Raw genomic sequence first — 26,714 nt, forward strand, 5'->3', positions numbered from 1 at the left:
CAATAAATCAGGTCTCTTTAATAAGATTACGCACAATATCATTTTTTGTATCAATACACATCCGACAAAATTCATAAAATTTTATTTTGAGGAAATCAAGAACAATATTTTTTGTAGTATCTATATATGTACTCCACTCCTAATCAGAGCATTTATTTGTGCAATTATGATCAGCTGAAATACCTATATTGTCAATTGCAAAGATGTATTTTGAATAATTTTGAAATGTTTTTTGAATAGAATCAAGAAAAATTATAAGTCATTAACATACAATATTAGCAAAATAGTATAGGTAGAAAGTATATTCTTATGATTTACTTCATAAATAATTTATTGATGCAAAAAGTATAGCTCTATTATTAGTAGAGCGCCTTTAATATATATAATAAAATTGTTCTTTTATTGAGGACTATCAATGAATGCAAGATCGCAAGAGATTTATGATTATTACAAATATTATTAGTAAAAAAGACACCGGTAACCTAGGTTACCAGTGTCTATAAGCTTTCTTTTTAAGAAATTAGAATGAACGTTGGAAACGAATCATACTTTGCAAAGCACTTTTTCCATTCAAAGCATTACTATAGTTTGCATCACTATTCGCTTTACCTTTGAAAGTACGGTCATCGTTCCAAGAAATGTAGGTTAGTTCAGGTGTAATAACAAATCCTGGAATCAGTTTATATGCAACATTAACGGATGTTGCGAAAGTTTTTATAGCACTATAAGACACTTGAGCATTCAAATTTGCTTTTGGATTGATTTTGTAAGTTGCACCAGCCCACGCTGCCCATTTACCACCCCAGTTTGCATAAATGGTGGTATTCTGACGCGACAATACATTATTAGAATCCTCTACAGTATCTACTCTATAGTAATCTAGGTTATTTTTATAGCCTCCCATTGCCCAAAGATTTAAATTATCATTGATATTCAAATCTACACGTGCTTTAGCAGCCCATTTTTTGTAATAAGCATCATAAGCGACAACAGTTGAGGCTCCACCCCATTTTTGCATAAATTTCATACCAAATAAGATATTAGGGTTATAGTCTTTTGTTTGTTTACTTGGGAGATCTGTTTCATCAACACGAACAATTTTGCTATCTTTATCGATGTAATAGTATTCGATACTGTTACCAGCGTTTGTTTTAAGAGCAGGACCTGACGCATTACCCAATTCAACTCCAACAATAGCGGAAAAACCAGAATCAGCATTAAAAGTGTAAGAAATAGTATTCGTGCGTATATCACCTGCTGGTGCTATGCTATCGCTATTGATAACTTTACCATAACCACCGGTCCAACTGTCGAAAATTGTGCTATCAAGACCTACACGAAAGCCACCAATTTCTATATAAGCAGCACGAAGTTGACCACCAGAACTATCCTTTCCTTTGCTCCATTGTGAGCGAATTTCCGCATATGAGCGAAGCGTTCCTAATTCTGTTTCAGAAGCAGCTTGGAAAATAAGGGTTAAACGTGAATTTGTGCGATAAGTTTTTTTACCATTTGCTAAATCCGCATCGGTTATTGCATTAACATTGTCACCACCTGTAAAATCTGCGCGGACATTACCAGATACGCGAATACATGTTTCTGTTCCAGGAATATAGAAATATCCCGGACCGTACGCATCACAAGCACGTACATATTCTATAGGTTCAGGTTTTGCTGGGACAGTTGAAGCCGCTTGAGATCCAGAAACTGCAGAAAGAGCTAATGTAGAACTTAGAAGGAAGGTTTTAATATTCATAAATGATCTCCAGTCGGTTTTAATTATAAGAGTGTGTATTGGGTTTATTTATAGAGTGTATAAAGGTTATATATTATGTCCGCTTGCTAAAAAAATACGCGAGAACTAAGCCAAACATTACATAATGTTAACTATACGAACCTTTATTTTGAGATACAAATATAAATTAACCTTGTCAAAAGTAATTTATGTACTATTTATTCTTGTGTGATAAAAAAGACACAAACATTCATTATTTTTTAATTTAATCCAATCAATTAGAACTAAAATTTCAGATATTTTGAAAAAAATCGAAAATATCTTGAATTTTTTATTGATACTGTTTATGCACCTTAATTGGAGAGGTGGCCGAGTGGTCGAAGGCGCTCCCCTGCTAAGGGAGTAGGGCTCAAAAGGCTCTCGAGAGTTCGAATCTCTTCCTCTCCGCCAAGTATCAATAAAATCAATGGGTTATCTAAAAGCTAAGGGTTTTTGACTCCATTGATTTTATTATGTTTTTTCTGTTTTATCCTGAATCTTTTTGAAGCTTTTTTATTGCTTCTATTGCGAGGTGCTTCCTATCCGCTGTTTTAGTATAGAGGGATGCCATGCTATTTTCTGTCTAGCCAAAAATTGCCTTGAGTTGTGAAGCTGTAGCACCAGCATTGGCAGCACGTGTTGCTGTTAGTTTTCTTAATCCATAGGCTGATTTTTGATTTCCGCTTGATTACACGCTTCATGAAATAAGTTGCCAAAGTTTTCTTTTACAAGTTTATTTCCACCCTTTTCGCAAATGAATGTTTCATCACCTACGGGACCAATTTTAAGAGTTTCTGCAAGTTCTAGTAAAATCAGAAGAAAAACATCTGTTTTAAATTGGCTCTTTTCTATTTTGAGATGAATAATATTATCTGTTACATCTTTCCACCTAATCCGAACGGCATCACCACGGCGTAAGCCTGTAAAAGAACATCAATCCAGACACCTTCATGTGTTCCTCTTGTCTAGCAATAGTAGTATTTTTCAATGTCTTCTTCTAGCCGTGGAGCGAAACCTTCTGCGTTCAAGGATTTTGGTGCTTTAATATTCAGAGCAGGATTTCTGTTTAACAGAGCATTCTCAACCGCCCAATTAAAAAGACCATTCAAAGCCGTTAAGAAATGTTTTGTTGCTGCAGGTGTTGCACATCTTCTTTCTACAGCATCAAGAATATGATGTTTTTCTATACTTTTATATGCGTATACGTGCGATCACCAATATGTTTATACACATTGTTCAGAATCCTGTGCTTAACTTTTTTAGTGGATTCTGATTGGTTGTGCCATGATATGCTTTGTAAATATTGATGCAACAACCAATCAAAAGACCCTTCCGTAAGTCTTGTGCGTCTTATTGTTTTTAAGGAGCCATTTTGCGCGTCTTTCAGAGCAAGCGTATAATTGTCAACAAATTCTTGTGTTCCATAGGTTCCGTGCACTCTGCGACGTTGTCCATGATCAATACGGACATACCATATGATTTTACCATGGCGTGTACGTTCACGCACAAGATGTGGTGGACGACGCTTTGGCATGGTTAGAATTTTATGCCATCAACAGAAAGGCAAGATGGGTTAGTACGAAATTCTTCTTGCTCGTTTTCAAGTGAAGGAAAATTATTGATGCTATACACATCATTTATTGTTGGTGATACTACAGTTTTATTGATATGAATTAATAACTCTCCAGATGGTTTAATTTCTATGAGTTCACATCCTTGTTTTTTTGCTTCTTGCAAGGCGCGAGCAATAGCGGGTTGAGTTATGGTGGGAAGGCGGTGTGCCATGTTTTTCTCCTTCAATTGAGATGCAATTCGCCTGTGGCGTGAAGCACGCATGTTTTTAAAGTTGTTAGGAAAGGGCAGGGACGCTGGAGGGGGATGGCTGGAGCGTCCCCATAACTTTAAGCCGCTTGAGCTGTAATCTTTTTGATATCTTGTTCGATTTCTTTTAAAAATGCTTCCACTGCTTGATTGATGGATTCTATCTGTTCATCATTGCGATGGATCCGCTGAACCTTGAGACGTAAGTGAGCAGATTGTCCTGAAAACCCGGGATCATAGCTCAAAAATCACACTACTGACGTCCTGTACAAGCCATTTGAAATTGCATTTATGCTAAATATTCTGGTTTGATTTTTTCTGTCATCCAGAAACGAAGGTGGTTTACAGATTGGGGACATTTAATCTCTATGAGCCCATTCTCACCTATGAGACCATCAGGGCTTGCACTGGCCATTTCGATTGTAGGATATGGGATGAAACCACATGTAACTTCTCTATCATAGATAAAGCTATATTCTTTGAGGGCATCCTCTTCATGTTCAATGCCCCTGTTGAAAGGCAGTTTCGCTTTTCAGACAATAAAGTCATCAGGAAAAGCCGTTGTATTATATATGTTATAAATGAGATGCTGTTTGTGGTAATATAAAAGGGATGTTTTTTTTAGGTATTTCGGAAACTGTGAGCGAGCAATTATAAGCTTTACGCAGATTTTCTGTTGTTAAAACAGTGGAGGCATCTCCTTCACAACAAATTTCTCCTTGTTTTAATAGTATGATTTTATCGGCATAGTGAGCGGCAAGATTGAGATCATGTAGAACAGCAAGAACGCCACCACCACAACGAACAAAATTTTTTATAATATTCATGACAATAAGCTGATGTTGTATATCAAGGTTGGCAATGGGTTCATCTAATATCAGCCAACGAGCAACTCCATTATAAATAGGCTCCCATACTTGGCAAAGAACACGGGCAAGCTGGACTCTAGCTTGTTCACCACCAGATAATTGGTGATAATATCGGTTTTCATAGTCTGCCAGACCAACACGTTTTAAAGCTTTTTGAGGGAGGTTTTTAAATTGAGCTTTTGTGATGTTAATCTGGTTGATAGAAAGACCAAGTCTTACTACTTCATGAACGAAAAATGGAAATGCTAGTGTTGTTGATTGAGGCAAAACTGCACGCATCATTGCCATTTTATTTGCTTTTGTTTGTTTAATATCATGGCCATTTAGGGTCATTTTACCATTATAAGGAATTTCTCCACTAAGCGCTTGTATAAAGGTACTTTTTCCAGAGCCATTTGGACCAATAATGATGGTGAGGGTGCCACTTTTAGCTTGAAAGTGAATATGCTTCAGAATATTTGTTTTTCTGCGTTGAATACAGACATTGATCGCTTCAATCATGAAAAATTTATTCCTCGTTGGTATATAAGGATCCAAAGAAAAAAAGGTGCACCAAAAAGTGCTGTGACAATTCCAATGGGTAATTCTGCTGGAGCAATAATACAACGTGCAAAGGTATCAGAAAAAGTCAGTAATACTGCTCCTAAGAGAGCTGAACAAGGGATGAGATAGCGGTGATCAGGACCAATAAGCAGACGTAGAATATGTGGAACAACAATACCAATAAAACCAATTCCACCACTGACAGCAACTGCTCCTCCGCACATTAGAGCAACAAGTAAAACAGCAATGTTTTTAATCCGTTGAATATGAAAACCAATATGTTGAGCGACAGCTTCTCCGAGTGCGAGTGCATTAAGTGCACGTGATAAAAAGGGAGAAAAAAGCAAGCCAATCCAAACAATAGGTAAAATGAGACAAACTTTTAACCACGTAGCACCCGAAAGGGAACCAAGATTCCAAAAAGTAATGTCACGCAATTGTTGATCATTAGCAGTAAAAATTAAACTTCCAACAATAGCGCTGCTGAAAGCACTAAGAGCAATGCCTGCAAGAAGCATCGTTGCAATAGAGGTAAAACTGTGTCGTGTTGCTATTACATAGAGAATCATTGTTGATAAAAGTCCACCAAGAAATGCACCTATGACAATTTTGTAAGATTCTAGAAAAGGAATAAAGAAAGGTGGGAAGGAAATACCAATAACAATGGTTAATACAGCGCCGAGACTTGCACCTGCTGATACACCTACGATTCCAGGATCTGCGAGAGGATTACGAAAGAGTCCCTGCATAAGAACACCAGAAACAGCGAGAGCGGCTCCGACCAATGAGCTTAAGATAATACGAGGTAATCTGATCTCAATGAGGATAAGGTAGTCATACGTCTTGCTAGCTGCTGAAAAATTTTGCGTAAGAATTACATGAATGAGATTAATGAGAGAAGCATTTGATGCACCACTGAATAGTCCACTAAAAATACTGAAGATAAGAATTACTATTAAAATTAATAGCGCAATTTTTCCTCGATTTGTGGGGGGTACTTTTGTATTGTCTATTATTTCAGAGATGTGCGTTGTAGAAATATGCTTAACCATTTCTATCAACTCTTGCCATTTTGTTCTGTGCCATAAAGCATATTAATTAGCTCTTTTGATGCTTCTGCAGTGCGTGGACCAAAACCTAAAAAATACATGGCATCTATTTGTTTAATAGCATGATTTTTAGCTGCAGGTGTTGCTTGAATTGCTGGTATAGCTAAAATTGTATCAATTTTAGTTGAATTTCCATTGTGATTGACAAACAATATGAAATCAGGATTTGAATTTAATAAAGCTTCATTATTTAAAAGCTTATATCCTTTATAATCAGAAATGGCATTTATACCTCCTGAAAGTTTGATCATACCATCAGCTGCAGTATCTGTTCCAGATACCATAACACCTCCGTTTTGTAATGAAAAAATAAAAAGAACGCGTTTTGGTTTAGTTATTTTTGTTAAAAGCATATCATTGTTTATAAAGTTATTGTTCAATTTTTTAATCAGTTCAGCTGCTTGAACTTCTCGATGTAGAGCTTTACCAACAAGGCGAATTTTTTCTATGACACTTTCACGTGAAAAGTTTTCTGGTATGATTACGAGAGGTATTGATGTTTTTTTGAGAATCTCAATTGTTGAAGGAGGACCGCTTCCTTCAATAAGTAATATACCTTCTGGAGAAAGAGATAAAATACCTTCAGGAGAAAGATGGCGCATGTACCCAAGTTCAGGAAGTTTGAGTGCAGCTTGTGGATAGATGCTTGTGCTGTCACGAGCAACAAGTTGATCTTGAGCCCCTAATGCATAAACAGTTTCTGTAAGAGCACCACCAATGGAAATAATTCGGGCATTTTCAGGAAAACTTGTTGTCAGTTCAGCCATTACTTGTTTAGAGAAACAAGTAAAGAACAACAACAAATATAAAAGAGAAAGGCCTGATAGTTTATGCAAAAAAGGTCTCAACATATCTAGGTCTTATCCTTTAAGTAATATTTGTCTCTTGGTACAAAGGCAAATCATTTAGTAAAGAGCGCCATTTTTCGCATTCTTTTTGACCCTCTTTTCTTAGACCAAAGAATTGGACAATCATTTCACCATTTTGATCAAAAACTTCAAGAGAACTAACATAACCCTCACTTATAGGTTTGCGAACATGCCATACTTTGTTAACACCAGAAATAAGCATATGTAAATGAAAGTTGTCATCAAGAATATTGAGCCAAGGTCCCATTTGTTTAATATTTTTAATTGGACCGCTGAAAATTTGAATGCAGCCTTTATTACCAACAAAACACATAATTGGTATTTCTTGTTCAACGGCTTTATTCAGCATCATTTCAATGGATTCTGCACTTAATTCATTAGTAAACTCGTTGCTAGCATGTTTTACAGCATCATGCCGACCAATTTTAAATTCGGAAGTAATTTCATGGAGCTGATGCACATCAGTCATGTTTCTCCAACGATCACGAAATTTCTCAATGTCTAAATTTTCTGTATTGTGTTGTATAGGTGCAGGAGTTGGAGGAATATGAAGAGCAGATGATTGATCTTCATGAAGTAATTTTTCAACAAGTATATTCCATTGTTCCATATTTGTCATGTCTTTAGAATAGACTTTAAAAATAGCGGTACCATATTGATCAAAAAATTGTAAACTTTTTGTCGGCTTTCCAAAAACCATCATTTCATATTCAAAACCAAATTCCCATTTTTGGGGAAAAATCCGCAAATCAATTTCTCCAAATGTCATAGGGATATGTTCATTCAGAACAATTTTTTCAAAACATCCTGTTTTTTCATGAACAGCATATTCATTGCGTGTTAATGCCATAACGGTTTCAATTTTAGGAGCATTTTCAAGGAGAGTAGGAATATCAACTTTTAATCTTTTTGCTTTTCCAATTGTACGATATGCTGCTATGAATTCCGCTTCAGATATACCAATCGAATTAGCAAAATCACGATTACGCATATCTTTTTTTTCTTCACGCATTTTTATAATCATTTCAGCTGTATAAGACATAGGCTTTCCTTACTTTATTTAGAGTCAATTTTACTTCATTTTAAAAAATTATGCTGAGCCATTGTAAACAATGGCTCAGCTTGTCAATCAATTGCCCCTATCAATAATAAAAATTGAATCTGATAAATTAAAAATATTTACAATCCTTTTCCCAAATTTTGGGTTAGAATAAAGTAAGGATTAAAATGCAATAACATACCTTTTTATCAATTATAATTTCCTCAATAGTTTAAAGACTGACAACAATAATTAAAATTCTTGTACATAAGATATCTTAAAGTTACGACCAGGCTGACTAAAATAATCTTTTGGTGGTAACGATTGGCGTCTAGGAATAGGAGAAGGGGAAGGTAGATCAGCTGCATTCCAGTATTTTTGGTCAAAAAGATTATAAACACCAGCTCTTATAATTGGGCCTTTCTCACCGAAAGGTTTCCACCAACCCAATATATCAACGACACCATAGCCTGGAACTTTGTTGTAATCAGAATTTCCTTCTACTTTATCACGCTTAGCAGCCAAAGTCAGTATAATATCTGTTCCCCAAAGTTCTTTTTCATATCCCAATCCAAAGACTGTTTTAAAAGCTGGAATTGAATTGAGATATTCATCTTTATCGAGATCTTTTCCTTGTGTATAAGCAAGGGCAAAATTACTATAAAGGCCATTCATCAAGGTGAAATGTGCTTTCGTTTCGACACCAGAAATACGCACATGCGCACGGTTTACATAATGTTTGCGCGCATACATAAATTCTTTTGAAGGTCCTTTATCTATAACATCAATAAAGTTTTTATATTCATTGGTGAAAACACTGAAAGAACCATTTAAATGCATGTTATTGTATTGTACACCAATATCATATCCATTACTGGTTTCTGGTTTAAGATCAGGATTTCCAATCATATAGTAAAAAGGAGATTTGACAAAGGTTAAGTAAAGCTCTGAAACGCTCGGCGCGCGAAAAGCTTGCGCCCACTGAGTATAAAATAACACTTGATTATTAGCATTCCATTCTATCCGCATTTTAGGAGAAAAATGTGAGCCGCTACTTTCTTCAGGCATTATCCTGGAACCTAATGCTTTTTCAAAAGCAGGTGTTCTTTGAGGGATATGTTTATACCAATCATAACGTATTCCGGGGATAAAACGAAGGTTATTATTAGAAAAACCTATTTCGTTTTCGAGAGTCAGACCAAAACCTTGGCTATTTGTGTCAGGTGCATCTGATTTATTTGTACCTAGGAATACACACCCACGCTCATTGCCTCTTAAATGACAATTATCTTTACCTGATGCATATTGATGAAATTTAGATGCAAAAACATTTGCAGCAAACTTTAACTTATGACTCATAGAACCAATATCCACTTTTTTAAAGCTATAAGTGTTAAAGCCATAATCCGTATTGCGCATAAAGTTATCTCTTAAATAATCTCCTTTGGGCATTTGTATGCGATATCCATTTAAGATATGATTATTTGATTGCTTTTGCCAATAAAGTTGCCCATGAAATGCATCAAAAACAGCATCTCCATTGCCGTTATAATCATAAGAAACAGAAAAACGTTTACGACGTGTATTCCTCTCATTATAAACAGATTTTGGAGAAAATATTTCAGTTGAAGCATTCAATGAATGAGTGTCTTTGTTGTAAGAAAAACGTTCTGCTGTAAAGCCAAATCGATGATTATCATTAAGATATTGATGGACTTTAAAGAGCAGATTATTTTTGTCAAAATCAGCAGGATTTTCGCGTGTGCGTTTATCTCCATCAACCTCTACAGTACCCATATTCTTACGTTGATGACCTTCTGCACGAGAGCCCTGAAAAAGAAGCAAGGTTTGGTTAGCACGCACTGCAAAAGCTTGATTTACATGCCAACTTTTATCAGCAGAATTGTAGCTGCCTTTTGTAAGGGCTCCCCAATTCTTTTCTTTTGTAAGGAGGTCTTCAGGATTAAGAGTACGCAAGGCAATAATTCCACCTAATGCACCAGAACCATAAAAACTAGAATCTGAACCACGAATAATATCAATTGTAGAAAGCGCATTAAAAGCAAATGCAGAACTTCCACCTTTAATACCACGTACTCCATCATTCAGCCATGGGAGAGGAACACCATCTATTGTTGTTAAAACACGATTGGCATTTAAACCACGAATTACGAAACTGTTATTATCTGTATTATAGTTTATAGAGGGATTAAGATGGCTAATATCGTGAATATCATTTATTTGTTTTTTATCAATATTTTGGGTAGTTTCACGATCAGTCAAAACCGTCGCTTTATTCAAAGAATTTTCTATTTTTTTTTCAATTACGATTGGTTTAAGTTTAGTTATAGAATCCTTATTATTACCATTTTGTGCAAAAACAAATGAAGGTATACAAACTGAGAGCATACCTGAAATCATATACTTTTTATAGATATTTCGCTTTATTCGCATAGTTCACCATCATTTTTCTTAAAAACACCCCCTACTTAAGCTTTCGTATATAAAACACACACAAAAAATATTCATCTTACTAATTACACACTGTAATCACATAATTGGTAAGCTAAACACTTAATTACTAATATAATCATATTAAACATGATAAAAATCGTCAAGAAAAAAGTTGTGCTTTAAAGATGACATGTTTTAATAGAACTGAGCTTCGATTATTTAGCTTAGAATGGTGGTAGATGAGATGATGAAGAGTGTAAGTATTGGGCGAGTATTAGCTCTTTGGATAGGTGCTTTTTTGTGTTCTTTTGCTTTACATATTGGAATAGGAGCACGATTTTATTTTAAAAGTATTTATATGAATGATTTTATGTTCTCACCGATGGCTATGTTAATTGTTGTACCAGAGATTATGCACTCCGATGTTAATTTAGATACAGAAATAGTAGAGTTTGATATTTTAAAACAAGAAGAAATATCAAAATCAGAATTCAGTAAAGTTCAATCAGAAAATTCTCTATCAAAAGAGGGGCAGATTACGGAAGAGTTGCAGTCTATCGCAGAAAAAAATGATTTGAAAGTGTTGAAACCTTTGGAAAAATCTTCTCCATCAGAAATAAATCGTAAAGTTTTTATAAAAAAGCGATCATCAACACTGAATGTTACAGCGAAGAAAAGTAATGAAAAAAAAGCACATTCATTTTCTGAAAGTAGGGATAATCATATAATGGCATTTGACAGTGCATTATCAGAACGTTGGTTAGCAAAGGTACAAATACAGTTAGAAAAACAAAAAAGTTACATTATAGGACAGCGTATTAGTAGTGCACAAGGAGTCGTGCAGTTAGAATTTAAAGTGCATGAACAAGGAGATATTTTTGCCAGCCGTATTATGCTTTCTTCTGGTAATCGGGAACTTGATTGGTTGGCTATGACAGCACTTAAACGTATTGACATGTTTCCTCCACCACCACGTGAAATGGTGAATAAAACTATTAGAGTATCTTTGGTGTTCGAGTAAAGAAAGTAAAATGACTATATAAAATCATATATCGTATTTGGATTTTTCAGAAGGGTAATATATTGAAACTTATGATATTCTTGGTTATCGGGAGGGAATAACTGAGATGGTTTCTGTTAGATTTATAGAGATAGAAAAGTTTATAGCATTATTAGTATGTCTAACTACCTATCTACGGGACTAAAAATGTTTACGCTTATGACAAAGATACAGTTGTAATTATGTAGGGGGTAGGGAAGAGAAGATTATTAAAAACGCTTAACCTTATGACAAAACGAACTTTGCGAGATTTACGAAATTGAGATTACTTTGAATTATGTCTTTGAAAAGAATGTATGTTATTCAATAAACACTAAAAGGAGAAACTGAAATTTATGTGGATACTCCTTTTAGATACTCAATTGAAAGAAATAGAAAAGGTGAGCAAAGAAGAAAATCATTCCTTTTAAAAGTAAAACTATTTTATTGTACATAGAAAATGAGCAATGCATTTATATAACTAAGGTAAATTATTTAACTGTTACGCTATGTGGTAATAGTTTACACTACTTACTATAGCGCTTGCAGAAAATAGGTAGTGATGTAAAAATGGGTGCATGTTTTTTTATATTCGCGATTGTTAGATATGTTTGATGTACCATTTCAGCCAAATTTTTCATATGAACTTGATTTGCAAAAAAAAGGTTTCTTTTATATAGCAGGCGTTGATGAAGTTGGTCGTGGACCTTTAGCTGGGCCTGTAGTGACGGCAGCAGTTATTTTAGATAAAGACCGTATTCCTGAAGGCTTGAATGACTCAAAAAAACTCTCTAGCCAACAGCGTAATAGACTTTATTATGAAATTTTGCGAAATGCATTAGCGATTTCGGTTGCTAGTCTTTGTGCTCGGACAATTGATAAGTCTAATATTAGAAAAGCGACTTTAGAGGCAATGCGGCATTGTATTACAGGGCTTGCTATTTCAGCGCATTATGCGTTGATTGATGGGCGTGATATTCCTTTTGATCTGCCCTGTCCTGCAGTTGCTTTGATTAAAGGTGATCAGTCTTCAGTTTCAATTGCGGCAGCGTCTATTATTGCTAAAGTAATTCGTGATAGGATGATGCAATATGCTGGGCGGATTTATCAAAATTATGGTTTAGAGAAGCACGTAGGTTATGGAACAGTAGCACATCGAGCAGCTATCGATAAGTATGGGCCTATTGTAAGATTACATCGTTATAGTTTTTCTCCTCTTAAAGAACGCTATAAGGATAGTATTTAATGACGATCTTACCATTTAATAATGCTGCAATAAACCAAGCAGTTGCGATTTTTCAACAAGGACAATTAGTAGCTTTGCCGACAGAAACTGTTTATGGATTAGCTGGAGACGCGACAAATGGAAAGGCTGTGGCGTCTATTTTTTCTACAAAGGCACGACCACTCTTTAACCCTCTTATCGTTCATGTAAGTGACATAGTTATGGCAGAATGTTATGTGAAAATTGATTTGCTTTCACGTCGATTAATGGAAGCATTTTGGCCAGGTCCTTTAACTGTAGTTTTGCCATTAAAGGCTCATCATAATATTCACCCTTTAACAACTGCTGGCCTTAATACATTGGCTATTCGCTCTCCAAAGGGAGGCTTTGCAGAAGTTATTCGTCATTTTGGACGTCCTTTAGCAGCGCCTAGTGCTAATCAATCAGGAAAATTGAGTCCTACTTCAGCTTTATCTGTGTTTACATCTTTAGGAACATCAGTGCCTTTAATTATTGATGGTGGAGCTTCAAAAATAGGGATTGAATCAACGATTATTAAAATTTGTGATGAAAATATTTATTTATTGCGTCCAGGAGGATTAGCTATTGAAGAAATTGAAAAAGTGGCAAAGAAGTCTGTAAAACGTTTGGAGCAGCAAACTGCAATTGAAGCTCCAGGGATGTTAAAATCACATTATGCACCTAATACTTCTATGCGTTTAAATGTAAAAAAGGTGAAAAGCGGTGAAGCACTTTTAGCATTTGGACCTAAACGTATTGAAGGTGTTGAAAATGCCGTTGCTGTTCTGAACCTGAGTACAAGTGGTCGATTAGAAGAAGCTGCATTCCATTTATTTCAATATATGCAGCAATTGGATTCACTTGAAGTGAAGTGCATTGCAGTGGAGCCTATTCCATTCTACGGATTAGGGGAAGCTATTAATGATCGTTTAATACGCGCTGCGGCTCCAAAAGGGAAATAAAAATGGAGCAAGGTTTAATTGAGTCTTTTAAAAGCATTGTCGGTTCTGAATATGCTATAACAGATCAGGCACTGATTGCACCTTATTTATTTGAAAATCGTCGACTTTTTCATGGTAAATCGCCATTACTTTTACGGCCATCTTCTACAAAAGAAGTATCATTGATTATGCATTTGGCTAGTCAAACGTGTACGCCGATTGTTCCTCAAGGAGGAAATACTGGTCTTGTAGGTGCTCAGTTGCCAGATGATAGTGGGCACAGTGTTATTTTATCTATGGAACGTTTGAATAAGATTCGATCATTGGATCTTAAGGATAATTTCGCTATAGTAGAGGCTGGAGTTATTCTAAAAACGTTACAAAAAAAAGCTGATAAAATGAATCGTTTTTTTCCTCTTTCTTTGGCTTCTGAAGAATCGTGTCAGATAGGAGGTAACCTATCTTCTAATGCTGGAGGAACGGGGGGATTAGCTTATGGTAATATGCGTGATTTGTGTCTTGGTTTAGAAGTCGTTTTACCTGATGGACGTATTTTGGATGATTTGCGATTTGTGAAGAAAGATAATAGCGGCTACAATTTGAAAGATCTTTTTATTGGTGCGGAAGGGACTTTAGGAGTTATTACCGCAGCAGTTTTAAAGCTTTTTCCAAAACCAAAGGGGAAAGAAGTTGCTCTTGTAGGTTTAGATAGTCCAGCGAAAGTTGTAGAGCTTTTATCTCTTGCTCAATGCCACGGGGGGACATTATTGACTGGTTTTGAGCTCATGGGAAAACTTAGTTTTCAAATGGCTTTAAATTATAAGATGTGTTCCCGATCTCCTTTTGATCGTGAGCATGAATGGTATGTTTTGATTAATATGTCATCATCACGAAGTGACAACGATGCATTATCAGCATTGCATATTGTTTTAGAAATGGCTTTAAAGAATTCTATTATTGACGATGCAGTTGTTGCTCAATCATTAAAACAGCAAGATTTTTTTTGGCAATTGCGTGAAAGTATATCACCTGCACAGAAATTAGCAGGAGGATCTATAAAACATGATATTGCTGTACCTATTGCTTCCATTTCTGATTTTATTACTGAGGCTGCTCTTATTGTTGAAGAAATAATTCCAGGTGCACAAGTAGTTTGTTTCGGACATGTGGGTGATGGGAATCTTCATTATAATATTACACAACCAGTTGGAGCGGATACTGCAGCATTTTTAAAATTATGGCCGAAAATAAACCATCGTATTCATTGTTTAGCAATACAATATCATGGCACATTTTCTGCTGAACATGGAATTGGTCAGCTTAAACGAGAAGAACTACGTACTTTTAAGTCATCTGTTTCATTAGAAATTATGCAAGAGATTAAGAAGATATTTGATCCTTTAGGAATTATGAATCCTGGAAAAATATTATAATTTCAGAAGAATAAATATTTTTTGTATTTTTATTTAGAATTTAATAACCAAAAAGAAACTAAGTTTTTTATATAACTTTGTTAATAATCTAATGAAGAAAATCTGCTAGATTGTGTGGCTTATTGAAAAAATTGGGAATATTATGTATGGCTAATCAATGCTTTAATCAGGCAAAGGCGGTGCTTGAGTTTCGACTAGATCCGTATCATTTGCCACAAATAACGACATATTTTGTATCAAAAACGGGTAATCAAATAGTTTGTTCGTTAAATAAATGTGGTGTTTTTTTTAAATTGGGGGCTTCTTCAAGACTGTCACGTTTGATCCCAGCTCACCATTTTAGAGGGGTTGTAGCCCGTATAGTTGATACTCTCTCAGGTGAGAAAGCCATAACATTAGAGCTATTTCATGTAGATGAGGAGATTTGTATTCCACTGTTAGTTTCTAGAAAATTAAATAATGTTTTTCTGGATTGGCGATTGTGGACGCAGATTTACAATCTTCCTATGCTTATGATTGATGAGTATAGCAATATTGTCAAGGTTCAAGATCGTTCTATTATGCATCAATTTTTTCATATGGTATCACCTAATTCTGCACAGAAGCGTTTTTTACTTCGTGGGCATAATTCATTAGGTTTACGTTTGATGATTAACAATCAGACTGCATTGTAGAAAATATACGTTCATTTTTATATGTTGTGCAGTCATGTATATTTATTTCATTTGCGTTTTGACTTTTTATTCATGATAATTGAATTCCTATCTAATAAAAATAGAAAAGAATTGTAAGTATTTGAAACATTCAGAAAAAATTAAAAGGCGTATGCTTGTCTTCGAACTTGATCAAAAGAAGGCAATAGAAGCGCAAAAAGCGCATTGTCGTCGTTATACCAGAAGATTGAAGACATTTTTACATTTATTAATATTGTGGCTGATTTGTGTTTCTGTTTATTGTGGTTTTCTCATCATGATTGAGGGACAAAATTGGACGCATTATTGGGGAAAGTCTCTTATCAAAACGGCTTGCATTTATGCTGCAATTATTTGTGTTATTTGGGCACTGAATTATTATGTTTTAGTAACGCATAAAGCGTATCGTTTAGTAAAAAATAATCAGCAAATAGGTCTTAAACAAGTATGGCAATGGGATGATCATGCGCTTGCGATTCGAAACTCTTATATACAGGGCACTTATCCTTTTCGTCTGTTTTATGATTGGCATGAGTATCCAAATTTTTTAGCACTCTATATTTCAGAGGAAAAATTCAACATTCTTCCTAAAGCTATCATGACTAAAGAGCAGTTAGCTGATTTACGCACTATTCTATCACGTGAAATTACGAGTCCTAAAAAAAGACTTTAAAAATCTAATTTTCTCGCATGATAGCTCGCCATCCAATATCACGGCGTACAAAACCTTCTGGCCAATCAATACATTCCACCGCTTCGTAAGCGCGTTTTTGAGCGATTTTTATGGTTTTTCCTGTTGCTGTTATATTTAAAACACGTCCGCTATTCGCAATTAATTCTCCATTGCATAAGGCTGTACCAGCTTGAAAAACTTTTACATTAGGGAGAGAATTTACTTTATCAATATTGCGAATTACACTCCCTTTTTGAGGAGAAACAGGGTAGCCATTAGCGGCCATAACAACTGTTAAAGCAGTTTCTTCAGACCATTGAAGATTTTTCTTTTCAAGGTTTCCTTGAGCCGCTGCAAGAAAAAGTGGAAGAATATCATCTTTTAGACGCATCATTAAAACTTGGCACTCAGGATCACCAAATCGCACATTAAACTCAATTAATTGGGGACCTTTTTGTGTTATCATCAACCCAACGAAGAGAATTCCCTTAAAAGATATATCCATTTCAGCTAGACCGCGTAGAGCTGGTGTAACAATTTCTTGAAGAGTACGGTTAACCATTTCTTCCGTCATGATAGGAGCTGGTGAATAGGCTCCCATGCCACCTGTATTGACACCTGTATCACCATCACCAATACGTTTATGATCTTGTGCAGATCCAAAGGGGATAGCTATTTTGCCATCACAAAGGCAGAAAAAACTTGTTTCTTCTCCTTCGAGGAAAGCTTCAACAACTACTTCTTTTCCTGCATCGCCGAATGTCCCTTCAAAACAAGAATCAATTGCATCAAATGCTTCTTCCATTGTCATAGCAACTACAACGCCTTTACCGGCAGCTAAACCATCAGCTTTAATAACGATAGGAATACCTTGTTGATGAATATAAGATTTAGCTTTCAAAGCATTATCAAAGCGTTGATAAGGAGCTGTAGGAATATTATTTTTGTAACACAGGTCTTTTGTAAAACCTTTTGAGCCTTCTAGCTGAGCAGCTTTTTGATTCGGTCCGAATACACAGATATGAGCTGCATTAAGGGCATCTGTTATACCCCCTACTAATGGGGCTTCTGGACCGACAACTACGAGATCAATAGTATTTTTTTTACAAAAATTAATGATACTACAATGATCATTAATGTCTAAGTTAATATTTGTACCAAATTCCATTGTTGCAGGATTTCCAGGAGTACAATATAATTTCGTTAGCAGTGGAGATGCTGCTATTTTCCATGCTAAAGCATGTTCTCGTCCGCCTGAACCTATAAGAAGAACGTTCATTGCTTGCTCCTATCATAGAAGATGGTTAAACTGATTATTTGTCATAAGAATGAAATATTTCTATTGCAAGTCTAAAAGGTGAAATCATTTAATGAAAAAAAGTAAAGATATTTTGCATATTCAGTCCTGTGATAAGCAGGGACGAGTTATGGATGCAGTGCCAAAACAGTGGGTTTATGATTTTCTTCCTTGTTCTTTATGGCTATATGCTCAATTAGCTCGATGGGACAGGCCTATTGGATGGAAACTATTGATGTGGCCTTGTTTTTGGTCAACAACTATGGCTATTTCTTGTGAGATGTCACAATTATCTATTTTGTCGAGTGTTGTTAATTGGATTTGGTATCTTTTTTTATTCTTCGTAGGCTCTATAGCTATGCGGGGTGCAGGTTGTACATGGAATGACCTTGTTGATCAAGAAATTGATTCTAAAATAGAACGAACACGTTCTCGCCCATTGCCCACTGGTCAAGTGAGTCGGTTTCAGGCAAAAATTTTTATATTGATACAATGTATCATAGGCCTAGGTGTTTTATTGCAATTTAATAAATTTACTTTTTTTTTAGGTCTTTCATCACTGGTAGCAGTTATACTTTATCCTTTTATGAAACGTATAACAAATTGGCCGCAGTTTTTTTTAGGTATTGCATTTAATTGGGGAGCATTAATGGGATGGGCTGCGGTACATGGGAGTTTAAGTTGGGCTCCAATAGCACTTTATGGAGGCTCAATTCTATGGACGATAGGATATGATACAATTTATGCTCATCAAGATAAAGATGATGATGTGATTGTTGGTGTTCGTTCTACGGCACTTCTCTTTGGTAAAAAAACGAAATATGCATTGATATTTTTATATGGTGGTTTTGTGATTTTAACCAGCTTGGCATTTTATTTGGCTCAAGTTCCTATTCTGAGTTTTTTAGGGATTTTTATCGCAGCGATCCATATGTTTATACAAATTAAAGTTATTGATATTGACAATAATTTACAATGTTTACGACTTTTCAAGTCTAATTCGTTTGTTGGTTTTTTGATCTTTGTTGGTTTGGTATGCGGAGAAATCTCGGCGGTATTATATTCTGTGATTTTGTGATATTTATGACAATATAAAATAATCTATGAAGTAGAAATTTGTTATCATATAAACAGGAAACGTATTGTTTTGAGAGTTTAAGAATTAAGGATAGAGTTTTTGCTTCTTCCAGCTGTTTTGTTTAATAGAGTCTCGTGTAAAGAGTAAGCGATCATGTAAACGGAATGGGCGATCACGCCAGAATTCAATAGAAAGAGGGTTTACACAAAATCCAGACCAGTGAGGTGGGCGTGGGATTTTTTTTGCAGCATATTGTGCGGTATATTCGGTGATTGCTTTTTCAAGAGCAAAGCGGTTCTCTAATATTTGAGATTGTTTAGATGCCCATGCGCCAATTTGGCTTCCACGTGGACGTGATTGAAAATATGCATCTGCTTCCTCAGTGCTGACTTTTTCAACGTTTCCCCTGATTCGAACTTGACGACGGAGTGATTTCCAATGAAAGCCTAAGGATGCTTTCATTGATGCTAAAATTTCTTGTCCTTTGCAACTTTCGTAGTTTGTGTAGAAGATAAATCCTCTAGAACTGAAATCTTTGAGAAGAACCATGCGAACGTTAGGTAAGCCTGTTGTATCTACTGTTGCTAAAGCCATAGCATTTGGATCATTGATTTCGCTTGTTGTTGCTTCTTCAAGCCACTGTGTAAAGAGTACAAAGGGATCTTGTATTTGTACAAAGTTATCATTTGTTTGTGTTGTATTGTTCATAATAGACTTTTATCAATTAGCATGAATGAAGGATTATCAGAGTCGTTTTTTATATCAGCTAACAAAAGACTGCTCTTTTTATTTTGAAAAATTAATAATATTACATATTTTTATCATAGTTTTTTAATGATGTTGGTTTTTAGTATGAGTTGCAATACATTATGTTAGGTATAAAAATATTTATTCCATATGGTATTTCCATTTATTTATAAACATATAGATAAAGTAGAAATTACTTTAGTTAAATTGATTCAAGAATAAAATTACTAAAAATATACCGGTTGATATTAAAAATGACAAAACTGGAAAGAAGACAATATGCGTGATCCCTATACAGTTCTAGGTGTGGCGCGCACCGCAAGACCGCAAGAGATTAAATCTGCATTCAGAAAACTAGCGAAAAAATATCATCCAGATCATAATATGGGTGATGTGAAGGCTAAAGAAAAGTTTGCTGAAGTGAATCAAGCCTATGAAATTATAGGAGATAAAGATAAAAAAATACAATTTGACCGGGGTGAAATTGATGCAGAAGGAAAACCACTCCATCAAGCTTATAGCGCTGGAGGACATTTTAGAGAAGGACATAATCCTTTTTCAGGAAGTACAGGAGGGTTTGACTTTGGTTCTTCAAGTGGTGTAGGTTTTGACGCAAGCGATATTTTTCGTGATTTATTTGGAAAAGGAAGAGGTTTCTCGCATTCTACACAACATAATCAGTCTCAACAAGGAGCTCATATTCGGACTAGTCTTTCTGTAACCTTGGAACAGATGGTTGGTGCAGAAAAGGTGGAAACAATTTTTCCTAATGGCAAAAAACTAAAAATTAAGCTTCCGGTTTATGTTGAAGATGGGCAAACTATCCGTTTAAAAGGTCAGGGAGAAAAAGTTCCGTATGGACAATCAGGGGATGCATTGGTAACGATTCATATCCAAAAACATCCTCGTTTACGAGTTGAAGGAAGGGCACTTCATCTTGATTTGCCAATTCCTCTTAAAGACGCTGTGTTGGGAACAAAAGAGGAAATTCAGACATTAGAAGGACGCGTCGTTGTAACAATTCCTGCATGGTCAAGTTCTGATCGTGTTTTACGGCTAAAAGGGAAAGGACTTCATTTAAAAAATGGAGAAAGAGATGACCTTTATGTGCATGTTCGTATCATGTTACCCAAAAAGGATCCTGCATTAGAACAGTTCTTGCAAATGGAGAAGAGTTAAGATTGTTTATAAGACGAAATTATAGTTTTGATTTGATTTTAAACCAACTGCTTGAAGAAAAAGTTTACCTGTGCCATAGGCAAGTGGGTAATATTAATTTTTTGTTGCGATGAGGCAATGTTAATGGCTGATAGTAATAATTTATTATGCGGTAAGCGTGGTCTAATTTTGGGGTTGGCCAATAATCGATCTATTGCATGGGGAATAGCTAAGGCAGCAAGTGCTGCAGGAGCAGAGCTTGCTTTTACTTATCAAGGTGAAGCATTGAAGAAGCGTGTTGAACCTTTGGCCGAAGAAGTAAGAGGAATTGTTTGTGGTCATTGTGATGTATCTGATAGTAAATCTATTGATGCAGTTTTTAATGAAATAGAAAGAAAATGGGGTAAGCTTGATTTTTTAGTTCATGCTATTGGTTTTTCTGACAAAGATGAATTAAGCGGTCGTTACATTGATGTCAGCGAATCAAATTTTATGATGACAATGAATATTTCTGTTTATTCTTTGACAGCTCTTACACAGCGTGCAGAAAAGTTGATGTCAGGTGGTGGTTCGATTTTAACATTGACTTATTATGGTGCTGAGAAAGTTGTTCCTAACTATAATGTGATGGGGGTTGCTAAGGCTGCTCTTGAGGCTAGCGTAAAATATTTAGCTGTAGATTTAGGACCGAAGAATATTCGTGTTAATGCTTTGTCAGCAGGGCCTATAAAAACGTTGGCTGCTTCCGGTATTGGTGACTTTCGTTATATTCTTAAATGGAATGAGTATAATGCTCCTTTACGTCGTACAGTGACAATAGAAGAGGTTGGTGATTCTGCGCTATACTTTCTTTCAGATTTATCTCGTTCTGTTACGGGAGAAGTACATCATGTAGATTCAGGGTATCATATTATAGGTATGAAAGCCGTTGATGCACCAGATATTTCCGTTATTAAAGAGTAAGGGGTGAGCTTACTTTATCAGTAACAATTTGACTACAGTTGAAATGGTTAATAATAGTCTTAAGTGAGATGATCTTGCTTGCAGATTAATGTACTTGATTATCTGTATTTTGTGTGCTGTGGTTTTGTATATTTAAAAAATGAGACTGTTTCCATATCGCCTATACATTGATCATTTATTTCGTGTGACAATATGGTATGAGAATATGGAGTTAAGTTGTGCGTTGAGTACATTATTGAGGATTGTTCTCTAGGGATTATTTTCACTTTTACAGAAATTCAGTCATATCTTGATAATGGTGAGCAGAACAATCAAAATTAAAGCATAACGTCAAGAATTAAGTCAGGTAGAAGTTCTTTCAGGAGTTATTACTCAGGTTGATGCTATAACATGAGTAACAATAGGGATGCTAGTTTCAATATTTATTTAGGGTACAGATCAGTGATTAGAAGATTATAATATAATAGTTAATTATTATTATCTAAGTTATGCAGGTTTTATATATGATGTTAAATATGAAATTCTTTATTGTTATAATGGTGAGCGTACTGCAACAGCTGAAATAATAGAGCATGTTGCGCTAGGTATATTTGCACGCAAAATTATTCTTGATTTGATTGTTTGGGGGGCGGTGATAGTGATTATCCCTAATCAATAATTGTGGTCGATGGAAGTGGTCAGAGGTCGATAATAATCCTTTTTTACATTTTCTGCTTATGAAATGTTTTCACTGATTATATAAATAAACTACTTCCATTGATATTATTGCAGAAAATGTTTCATTATGGTTAGGAAAACTTAATTTATGCAAGACTTGATCAGCATATTGTATCATTTTAAATGTTAATGAATACAGTTTAGGATATAAAATTTGTGAAGGCTATGCTGTTACCTGTTGGATCAGTGAAGGAAATATAGCTGAAATGCGAATGATAAGTGATAAAAATTACATTTTTAACCGATATTATAAACAGAATATCAAGGAAATAGCCGATTTTTGTGTATTTTATAGTTAAGCCCATATTATTGATTTTAGCTTTTTATTGTTCAATTGATGTTGATGGTAAAAACGTAGATGTTATCACGAACGAGTGTTGCGATTCGGATTATTATTTTTAGTGAATCAATAGTTTCTTGTGCTATTGCTGATCATTAGCTGAGGAATTGCGATCAAATTGGTTGTATAGGAAGGAAAAGCAATAATGTATAATCAGAAAAAGGTTGTTTCTGCTATTCAGGCTTTTGAACGCGGTGAAATTGTTGTGGTTATGGATGATAATGATCGCGAAAATGAAGGTGATTTAATCGTTGCTGCTGTCCATTGTACAGAAAAAAAAATGGCATTTATTATGCGTTATACATCCGGTATTATTTGTGCTCCTTTGCCGAAGGAGAAAGCGCAACGATTGAATTTAACTCCTATGGTATCAGATAATGATTCAATGCATTGTACCAAGTTTACTGTTACTGTTGATTTTAAATATGGAATAACAACAGGGATTTCAGCACACGATCGTACATTAGCAGTGCGTAATCTTGCTAATCCAAATGCTAGTGCTAATGATTTTGTGCGTCCGGGACATATTTTTCCTTTAATTGCACATGAGGGTGGTGTTTTGATGCGATCAGGACATACTGAGGCTGCGGTTGATTTATGTAAATTAGCTGGTTTGTCACCAGTTGGTGTGATTGGTGAACTAGTCAATGATGATGGCAGTGTTAAACATGGAGATGAGGTTATAAAATTTGCGCAAGATCATCAGTTGCATACAATAACAGTTGCTGATCTTATTGCTTATCGCCAGTGTAAAGAGACGCTAATAAAACATGTCGGAGAAATGCAAATTGAAACATTCGTAGGGCCAGCTGTGGTTCAAAGTTATCAACTGCCTTGGGAGAGAGTTCAACATGTTGCGATTGTTTTTGGTGATATCCGTGATGGTGAGGATATTCCAGTACGTTTGCATCGTGAGAACATTTTGAATGATGTTTTTGGTCAAGCTTCAAATATTGAAGTTATTATGCGTCGTATGGTAGAAAAGGAAAAACGGGGTGTATTTGTTTATCTGCGAGGAGGATTTGTTGGTGTTGATTGTCAATCAGCTATTGATAATCAGGAAATAACAAAAAGAGATTTAGAAAATCATATGCAGGCGATTGAACGTGAAAAAGAGTGGCGCCAAATTGGTTTAGGAGCACAAATTTTGAGACATTTAGGGATTAGTTCTGTTATTGTTTATGCTTCTAAGGAACGTCATTATGTTGGTTTAGAAGGTTTTGGAATTCGCATATCTAGAACAGATATCTTGTGAGGATTATATGAAGCAAGGCACGAAAAAAGAGGATATTGCTACGTTGAGTTTTGAGGAAGCGCTAAAACAGCTTGAAGCGATTGTCGAAAATTTAGAACGTGGAGATGTTCCTTTGGAGCAATCGATTGATATTTATGAACGTGGTGAAGCTCTTAAAAATCATTGCGATAAGTTATTAAAAGTAGCTGAAGCTAAAGTTGAAAAAATTCAACTTTCAGATGAGGGAAAACCCGAAGGGGTAGAACCACTAGACCCTGAATGATGTAAGTCATTTTTTATTTTTTGAGTACAAGAAGTACAAAAAGCTTATATGCAATAAACTTGTTAATCTCATTTCTTGACATAAGCGAGTCAAAAGGGCGTATATGAAACATCAAAACATATGGATATAATTGTAATTATATCTACATAATTATCATGCATTGTGTATATCCATATTGTCTTTTATTCTTGATCATAAGTGATTGTTAAAAATATTATTTATGCAGTGTATAAGACTCTTATGATGAGAGCTATCTACACTTCATTGAATATTCGTATACATCATGATATCTACATCATTATTTATGTTTTATATTCTGTTCATACAGGACCATTTTTTATAAAGAACCAGCAATTTTTTATAAAGAACCAGCAATTGAAACATCTGTTAAGGTATGAATTCTAAAAAGATATCGAAGGAACAAGATAGCATAATTGATTGCTCTATACTGATAATATAAGGAGTTCTTTTTGTCTCGCCCATTAACACCACTGCTTGATCTGATTCATTTACCGCAAGATTTGCGAGCATTGCCGGAGTCTGATTTGCTACAGTTGGCTCATGAATTGCGCACCGAGACAATTGACGCAGTTTCTGTAACAGGCGGTCATCTTGGGGCAGGGCTTGGTGTTGTTGAACTCACTATTGCACTGCATTATGTTTTTAATACCCCTGATGATAGGATTATTTGGGATGTTGGGCATCAAACCTATCCTCATAAAATTTTAACGGGTCGCAGAGATAGAATTCGCACATTACGTCAAGAGGGTGGTCTATCAGGTTTTACAAAGCGTTCGGAAAGTGTGTATGATCCATTTGGTGCTGGCCATTCTTCCACTTCTATTTCGGCAGGTCTTGGTATGGCAATGGTTAGTGCATTGGAAGCTGAAGAAAAACGCAACATTATTTCTGTGATTGGTGATGGCGCTATATCTGCAGGTATGGCTTATGAAGCGATGAATAATGCTGGTGCTTTGGATGCACGTTTGATTGTTATCCTTAATGATAATGATATGTCTATTGCATCTCCTACAGGCGCTATGAGCGCTCATCTTGCACGGTTAGTTTCACGTCCATCTTACCGCAGTTTGCGTGAACGGGTAAGGATTTTAAGCAAAAAGTTACCAAAATTCTTTTCGGAGAAAGCGCGTTATTCAGAAGAATTTGCACGTAGTTTTTTTGCTGGGGGAACCTTGTTTGATGAGCTTGGTTTTTACTATGTTGGGCCTATAGATGGTCATAATTTTGGACATTTGTTACCTGTTTTGAAAAATGTTCGTGAATGCCCTGATGGTCCTGTTTTAGTGCATGTGGTAACGCATAAAGGGAAAGGGTATCCACCCGCAGAGGCATCATCTGATAAATATCACGGTGTTAATTGTTTTGATGTCATTACAGGTAAACAAGTTAAAGCACAAAGTAGCTCTCTTTCTTATACTAAAGTGTTTTCTCAAGCTTTAATAGAGGAGGCTACACATGATAATAAAATTGTTGGCATTACGGCAGCAATGCCAAATGGAACAGGGCTTGACTCTTTTTCTGAAAAATTTCCAAAAAGGATGTTTGATGTCGGTATTGCTGAGCAGCACGCTGTAACTTTTGCTGCAGGGATTGCATGTGAGGGATATAAACCCTTTGTTGCGATTTATTCTACTTTTTTACAGCGTGCTTATGATCAAATTGTTCATGATGTATCACTCCAAAAATTACCGGTGCGTTTTGCTATTGATAGAGCAGGATTTGTTGGAGCAGATGGTGCGACGCATGCGGGGAGTTTTGATATTGTTTTTTTGGCAACTCTTCCTGATTTTGTGGTTATGGCACCTTCTGATGAAGTTGAACTTATGCATATGGTGCGTACAGCGGCAGCTTATGATCAAGGACCTATTTCTTTTCGTTATCCCCGTGGTCAGGGTGTTGGTATGGATTTGCCGCAGAGGGGTGAATTGCTTGAAATTGGAAAAGGGCGTCTTTTGTGTGAAGGAAGTAAAATCGCTCTGGTTTGTTTTGGGACACGGTTGTCTGAAGTATTGGTTGCAGCTGATGAATTAGTGGCAGAAGGATTGTCTACGACTGTTGCAGATGCTAGATTTGCAAAGCCTTTGGATAAGGATTTGATGCGTCGGTTAGCGCGGGAGCACGAAGTCTTAATAACAATTGAAGAAGGAGCAATAGGTGGCTTTGGAGCGCATTTACTACAGTTTTTGGCACAAGAAGGACTCTTAGAGCATGGCTTAAAAGTCCGTACCTTAAAGTTTCCTGATGAATATTTAAATCATGGTTTGCCAGATAAAGTTCTCTCACAGATTGGGCTTGATGCGACAGGTATTATTAATGCCGTTTTTAGTGCTTTAGGGCGTAAACCTCGGCCTATATCGCGAACTCGAGTGTAAAT

The 26,714-nt window shown here is 35.7% G+C and carries 21 protein-coding genes, 1 tRNA gene and 2 pseudogenes; 13 read left to right on the top strand and 11 right to left on the bottom strand.

The genetic code is table 11. The features are described 5' to 3' along the window. Positions 1–520: 520 nt before the first annotated feature. A complete protein-coding gene (locus O99_RS05475; protein WP_035007054.1) occupies positions 521–1,756 on the bottom strand; it encodes a porin in 1,236 nt (411 codons plus the stop codon). A gap of 338 nt (positions 1,757–2,094) precedes the next feature. Here O99_RS05475 and O99_RS05480 point away from each other — a divergent pair. Further along, positions 2,095–2,185: transfer RNA gene (locus tag O99_RS05480), tRNA-Ser, on the top strand. 76 nt (positions 2,186–2,261) lie between these two features. Here the strand turns inward: O99_RS05480 and O99_RS05485 are convergent. From O99_RS05485 to O99_RS05520, 8 genes and pseudogenes are all read right to left on the bottom strand, one after another. Continuing rightward, positions 2,262–3,308, bottom strand: a pseudogene (locus tag O99_RS05485) (tyrosine-type recombinase/integrase). 2 nt (positions 3,309–3,310) lie between these two features. Continuing rightward, positions 3,311–3,559, bottom strand: a complete 249-nt coding sequence (locus O99_RS05490) for a hypothetical protein (RefSeq protein WP_035007055.1) — start codon at positions 3,557–3,559, stop codon at positions 3,311–3,313. A gap of 116 nt (positions 3,560–3,675) precedes the next feature. Next, positions 3,676–4,103, bottom strand: a pseudogene (locus O99_RS05495) (lambda exonuclease family protein); the annotation flags it as partial. A 67-nt stretch (positions 4,104–4,170) separates the two neighbouring features. Next, a complete protein-coding gene (locus O99_RS05500) occupies positions 4,171–4,965 on the bottom strand; it encodes a heme ABC transporter ATP-binding protein (protein ID WP_035007056.1) in 795 nt (264 codons plus the stop codon). Further along, positions 4,962–6,059 carry a FecCD family ABC transporter permease gene (locus O99_RS05505; RefSeq protein WP_035007057.1) on the bottom strand — a complete coding sequence of 366 codons (1,098 nt, stop codon included), beginning with the start codon at positions 6,057–6,059 and terminating at the stop codon, positions 4,962–4,964. Before O99_RS05505 ends, O99_RS05500 begins: the two co-directional genes overlap by 4 nt. Before the next feature lie 5 nt (positions 6,060–6,064). After that, positions 6,065–6,967 carry a heme/hemin ABC transporter substrate-binding protein gene (locus tag O99_RS05510; protein WP_035007058.1) on the bottom strand — a complete coding sequence of 301 codons (903 nt, stop codon included), beginning with the start codon at positions 6,965–6,967 and terminating at the stop codon, positions 6,065–6,067. A gap of 16 nt (positions 6,968–6,983) precedes the next feature. Then, on the bottom strand, positions 6,984–8,027 hold the full coding sequence (locus O99_RS05515; protein WP_035007061.1) for a hemin-degrading factor: 1,044 nt from the start codon (positions 8,025–8,027) through the stop codon (positions 6,984–6,986). 249 nt (positions 8,028–8,276) lie between these two features. Beyond that, complete coding sequence (locus tag O99_RS05520) at positions 8,277–10,478, bottom strand: TonB-dependent hemoglobin/transferrin/lactoferrin family receptor (protein WP_035007064.1); 2,202 nt, start codon at positions 10,476–10,478, stop codon at positions 8,277–8,279. Between the two features lie 244 nt (positions 10,479–10,722). Here O99_RS05520 and O99_RS05525 point away from each other — a divergent pair, with 244 nt between their 5' ends. The 6 genes from O99_RS05525 (at position 10,723) to O99_RS05550 (ending at position 16,502) form a co-directional block, all read left to right on the top strand. Further along, positions 10,723–11,499, top strand: coding sequence for an energy transducer TonB family protein (locus O99_RS05525; protein ID WP_235692228.1), 777 nt, complete (start codon positions 10,723–10,725; stop codon positions 11,497–11,499). A gap of 625 nt (positions 11,500–12,124) precedes the next feature. Continuing rightward, positions 12,125–12,763 (top strand): ribonuclease HII, encoded by a 639-nt coding sequence (locus tag O99_RS05530; protein ID WP_035007067.1) that lies wholly within the window; start codon positions 12,125–12,127, stop codon positions 12,761–12,763. Next, positions 12,763–13,725, top strand: coding sequence for an L-threonylcarbamoyladenylate synthase (locus O99_RS05535; RefSeq protein WP_035007069.1), 963 nt, complete (start codon positions 12,763–12,765; stop codon positions 13,723–13,725). Before O99_RS05530 ends, O99_RS05535 begins: the two co-directional genes overlap by 1 nt. Before the next feature lie 2 nt (positions 13,726–13,727). Further along, positions 13,728–15,137: an FAD-binding oxidoreductase gene (locus O99_RS05540; RefSeq protein ID WP_035007071.1), complete on the top strand. Its 1,410-nt coding sequence runs from the start codon at positions 13,728–13,730 to the stop codon at positions 15,135–15,137. A 146-nt stretch (positions 15,138–15,283) separates the two neighbouring features. Beyond that, on the top strand, positions 15,284–15,811 hold the full coding sequence (locus tag O99_RS05545) for a DUF6101 family protein (protein WP_035007073.1): 528 nt from the start codon (positions 15,284–15,286) through the stop codon (positions 15,809–15,811). Between the two features lie 151 nt (positions 15,812–15,962). Beyond that, on the top strand, positions 15,963–16,502 hold the full coding sequence (locus O99_RS05550) for a YcxB family protein (RefSeq protein WP_148664927.1): 540 nt from the start codon (positions 15,963–15,965) through the stop codon (positions 16,500–16,502). 4 nt (positions 16,503–16,506) lie between these two features. On the opposite strand, the gene purD is transcribed toward O99_RS05550, so the two are convergent. After that, positions 16,507–17,781, bottom strand: a complete 1,275-nt coding sequence (gene purD, locus O99_RS05555) for a phosphoribosylamine--glycine ligase (RefSeq protein WP_035007075.1) — start codon at positions 17,779–17,781, stop codon at positions 16,507–16,509. A 91-nt stretch (positions 17,782–17,872) separates the two neighbouring features. On the opposite strand from purD, the gene ubiA reads away from it, so the two are divergent. Further along, positions 17,873–18,877 carry a 4-hydroxybenzoate octaprenyltransferase gene (ubiA, locus tag O99_RS05560; protein WP_035007076.1) on the top strand — a complete coding sequence of 335 codons (1,005 nt, stop codon included), beginning with the start codon at positions 17,873–17,875 and terminating at the stop codon, positions 18,875–18,877. An 84-nt stretch (positions 18,878–18,961) separates the two neighbouring features. Here the strand turns inward: ubiA and pdxH are convergent, their stop codons facing one another. Continuing rightward, the gene (gene pdxH / locus O99_RS05565; protein WP_035007077.1) at positions 18,962–19,585 is read right to left on the bottom strand and encodes a pyridoxamine 5'-phosphate oxidase; all 624 of its coding nucleotides are present in this window, start codon (positions 19,583–19,585) and stop codon (positions 18,962–18,964) included. A 318-nt stretch (positions 19,586–19,903) separates the two neighbouring features. Between pdxH and O99_RS05570 the strand changes: the two genes are divergently transcribed. The 5 genes from O99_RS05570 (at position 19,904) to dxs (ending at position 26,712) form a co-directional block, all read left to right on the top strand. Beyond that, a complete protein-coding gene (locus O99_RS05570) occupies positions 19,904–20,803 on the top strand; it encodes a DnaJ C-terminal domain-containing protein (RefSeq protein WP_035007078.1) in 900 nt (299 codons plus the stop codon). Between the two features lie 123 nt (positions 20,804–20,926). Next, the gene (fabI, locus tag O99_RS05575; protein WP_035007079.1) at positions 20,927–21,745 is read left to right on the top strand and encodes an enoyl-ACP reductase FabI; all 819 of its coding nucleotides are present in this window, start codon (positions 20,927–20,929) and stop codon (positions 21,743–21,745) included. Between the two features lie 1,199 nt (positions 21,746–22,944). Beyond that, positions 22,945–24,057, top strand: a complete 1,113-nt coding sequence (gene ribB / locus O99_RS05580) for a 3,4-dihydroxy-2-butanone-4-phosphate synthase (RefSeq protein ID WP_035007080.1) — start codon at positions 22,945–22,947, stop codon at positions 24,055–24,057. Between the two features lie 7 nt (positions 24,058–24,064). Then, positions 24,065–24,319 (top strand): exodeoxyribonuclease VII small subunit, encoded by a 255-nt coding sequence (locus tag O99_RS05585; RefSeq protein WP_035007081.1) that lies wholly within the window; start codon positions 24,065–24,067, stop codon positions 24,317–24,319. 470 nt (positions 24,320–24,789) lie between these two features. After that, positions 24,790–26,712, top strand: a complete 1,923-nt coding sequence (dxs, locus tag O99_RS05590; RefSeq protein ID WP_035007083.1) for a 1-deoxy-D-xylulose-5-phosphate synthase — start codon at positions 24,790–24,792, stop codon at positions 26,710–26,712. Positions 26,713–26,714 lie beyond the last annotated feature (2 nt).

The organism is Bartonella rochalimae ATCC BAA-1498, from assembly GCF_000706645.1.
In the GTDB taxonomy this organism is placed as follows: Bacteria; Pseudomonadota; Alphaproteobacteria; order Rhizobiales; family Rhizobiaceae; genus Bartonella; species Bartonella rochalimae.

Coding starts and splice junctions, on each gene's coding strand:
- O99_RS05570 (WP_035007078.1), top strand. CDS start 19,904: ATGCGTGATCCCTATACAGTTCTAGGTGTGGCGCGCACCGCAAGACCG.
- O99_RS05510 (WP_035007058.1), bottom strand. CDS start 6,967: ATGTTGAGACCTTTTTTGCATAAACTATCAGGCCTTTCTCTTTTATAT.
- fabI (WP_035007079.1), top strand. CDS start 20,927: ATGGCTGATAGTAATAATTTATTATGCGGTAAGCGTGGTCTAATTTTG.
- O99_RS05525 (WP_235692228.1), top strand. CDS start 10,723: ATGATGAAGAGTGTAAGTATTGGGCGAGTATTAGCTCTTTGGATAGGT.
- O99_RS05490 (WP_035007055.1), bottom strand. CDS start 3,559: ATGGCACACCGCCTTCCCACCATAACTCAACCCGCTATTGCTCGCGCC.
- O99_RS05475 (WP_035007054.1), bottom strand. CDS start 1,756: ATGAATATTAAAACCTTCCTTCTAAGTTCTACATTAGCTCTTTCTGCA.
- O99_RS05505 (WP_035007057.1), bottom strand. CDS start 6,059: ATGGTTAAGCATATTTCTACAACGCACATCTCTGAAATAATAGACAAT.
- O99_RS05540 (WP_035007071.1), top strand. CDS start 13,728: ATGGAGCAAGGTTTAATTGAGTCTTTTAAAAGCATTGTCGGTTCTGAA.
- purD (WP_035007075.1), bottom strand. CDS start 17,781: ATGAACGTTCTTCTTATAGGTTCAGGCGGACGAGAACATGCTTTAGCA.
- ubiA (WP_035007076.1), top strand. CDS start 17,873: ATGAAAAAAAGTAAAGATATTTTGCATATTCAGTCCTGTGATAAGCAG.
- O99_RS05550 (WP_148664927.1), top strand. CDS start 15,963: ATGCTTGTCTTCGAACTTGATCAAAAGAAGGCAATAGAAGCGCAAAAA.
- O99_RS05545 (WP_035007073.1), top strand. CDS start 15,284: ATGGCTAATCAATGCTTTAATCAGGCAAAGGCGGTGCTTGAGTTTCGA.
- O99_RS05535 (WP_035007069.1), top strand. CDS start 12,763: ATGACGATCTTACCATTTAATAATGCTGCAATAAACCAAGCAGTTGCG.
- pdxH (WP_035007077.1), bottom strand. CDS start 19,585: ATGAACAATACAACACAAACAAATGATAACTTTGTACAAATACAAGAT.
- O99_RS05585 (WP_035007081.1), top strand. CDS start 24,065: ATGAAGCAAGGCACGAAAAAAGAGGATATTGCTACGTTGAGTTTTGAG.
- O99_RS05520 (WP_035007064.1), bottom strand. CDS start 10,478: ATGCGAATAAAGCGAAATATCTATAAAAAGTATATGATTTCAGGTATG.
- O99_RS05500 (WP_035007056.1), bottom strand. CDS start 4,965: ATGATTGAAGCGATCAATGTCTGTATTCAACGCAGAAAAACAAATATT.
- O99_RS05530 (WP_035007067.1), top strand. CDS start 12,125: ATGTTTGATGTACCATTTCAGCCAAATTTTTCATATGAACTTGATTTG.
- O99_RS05515 (WP_035007061.1), bottom strand. CDS start 8,027: ATGTCTTATACAGCTGAAATGATTATAAAAATGCGTGAAGAAAAAAAA.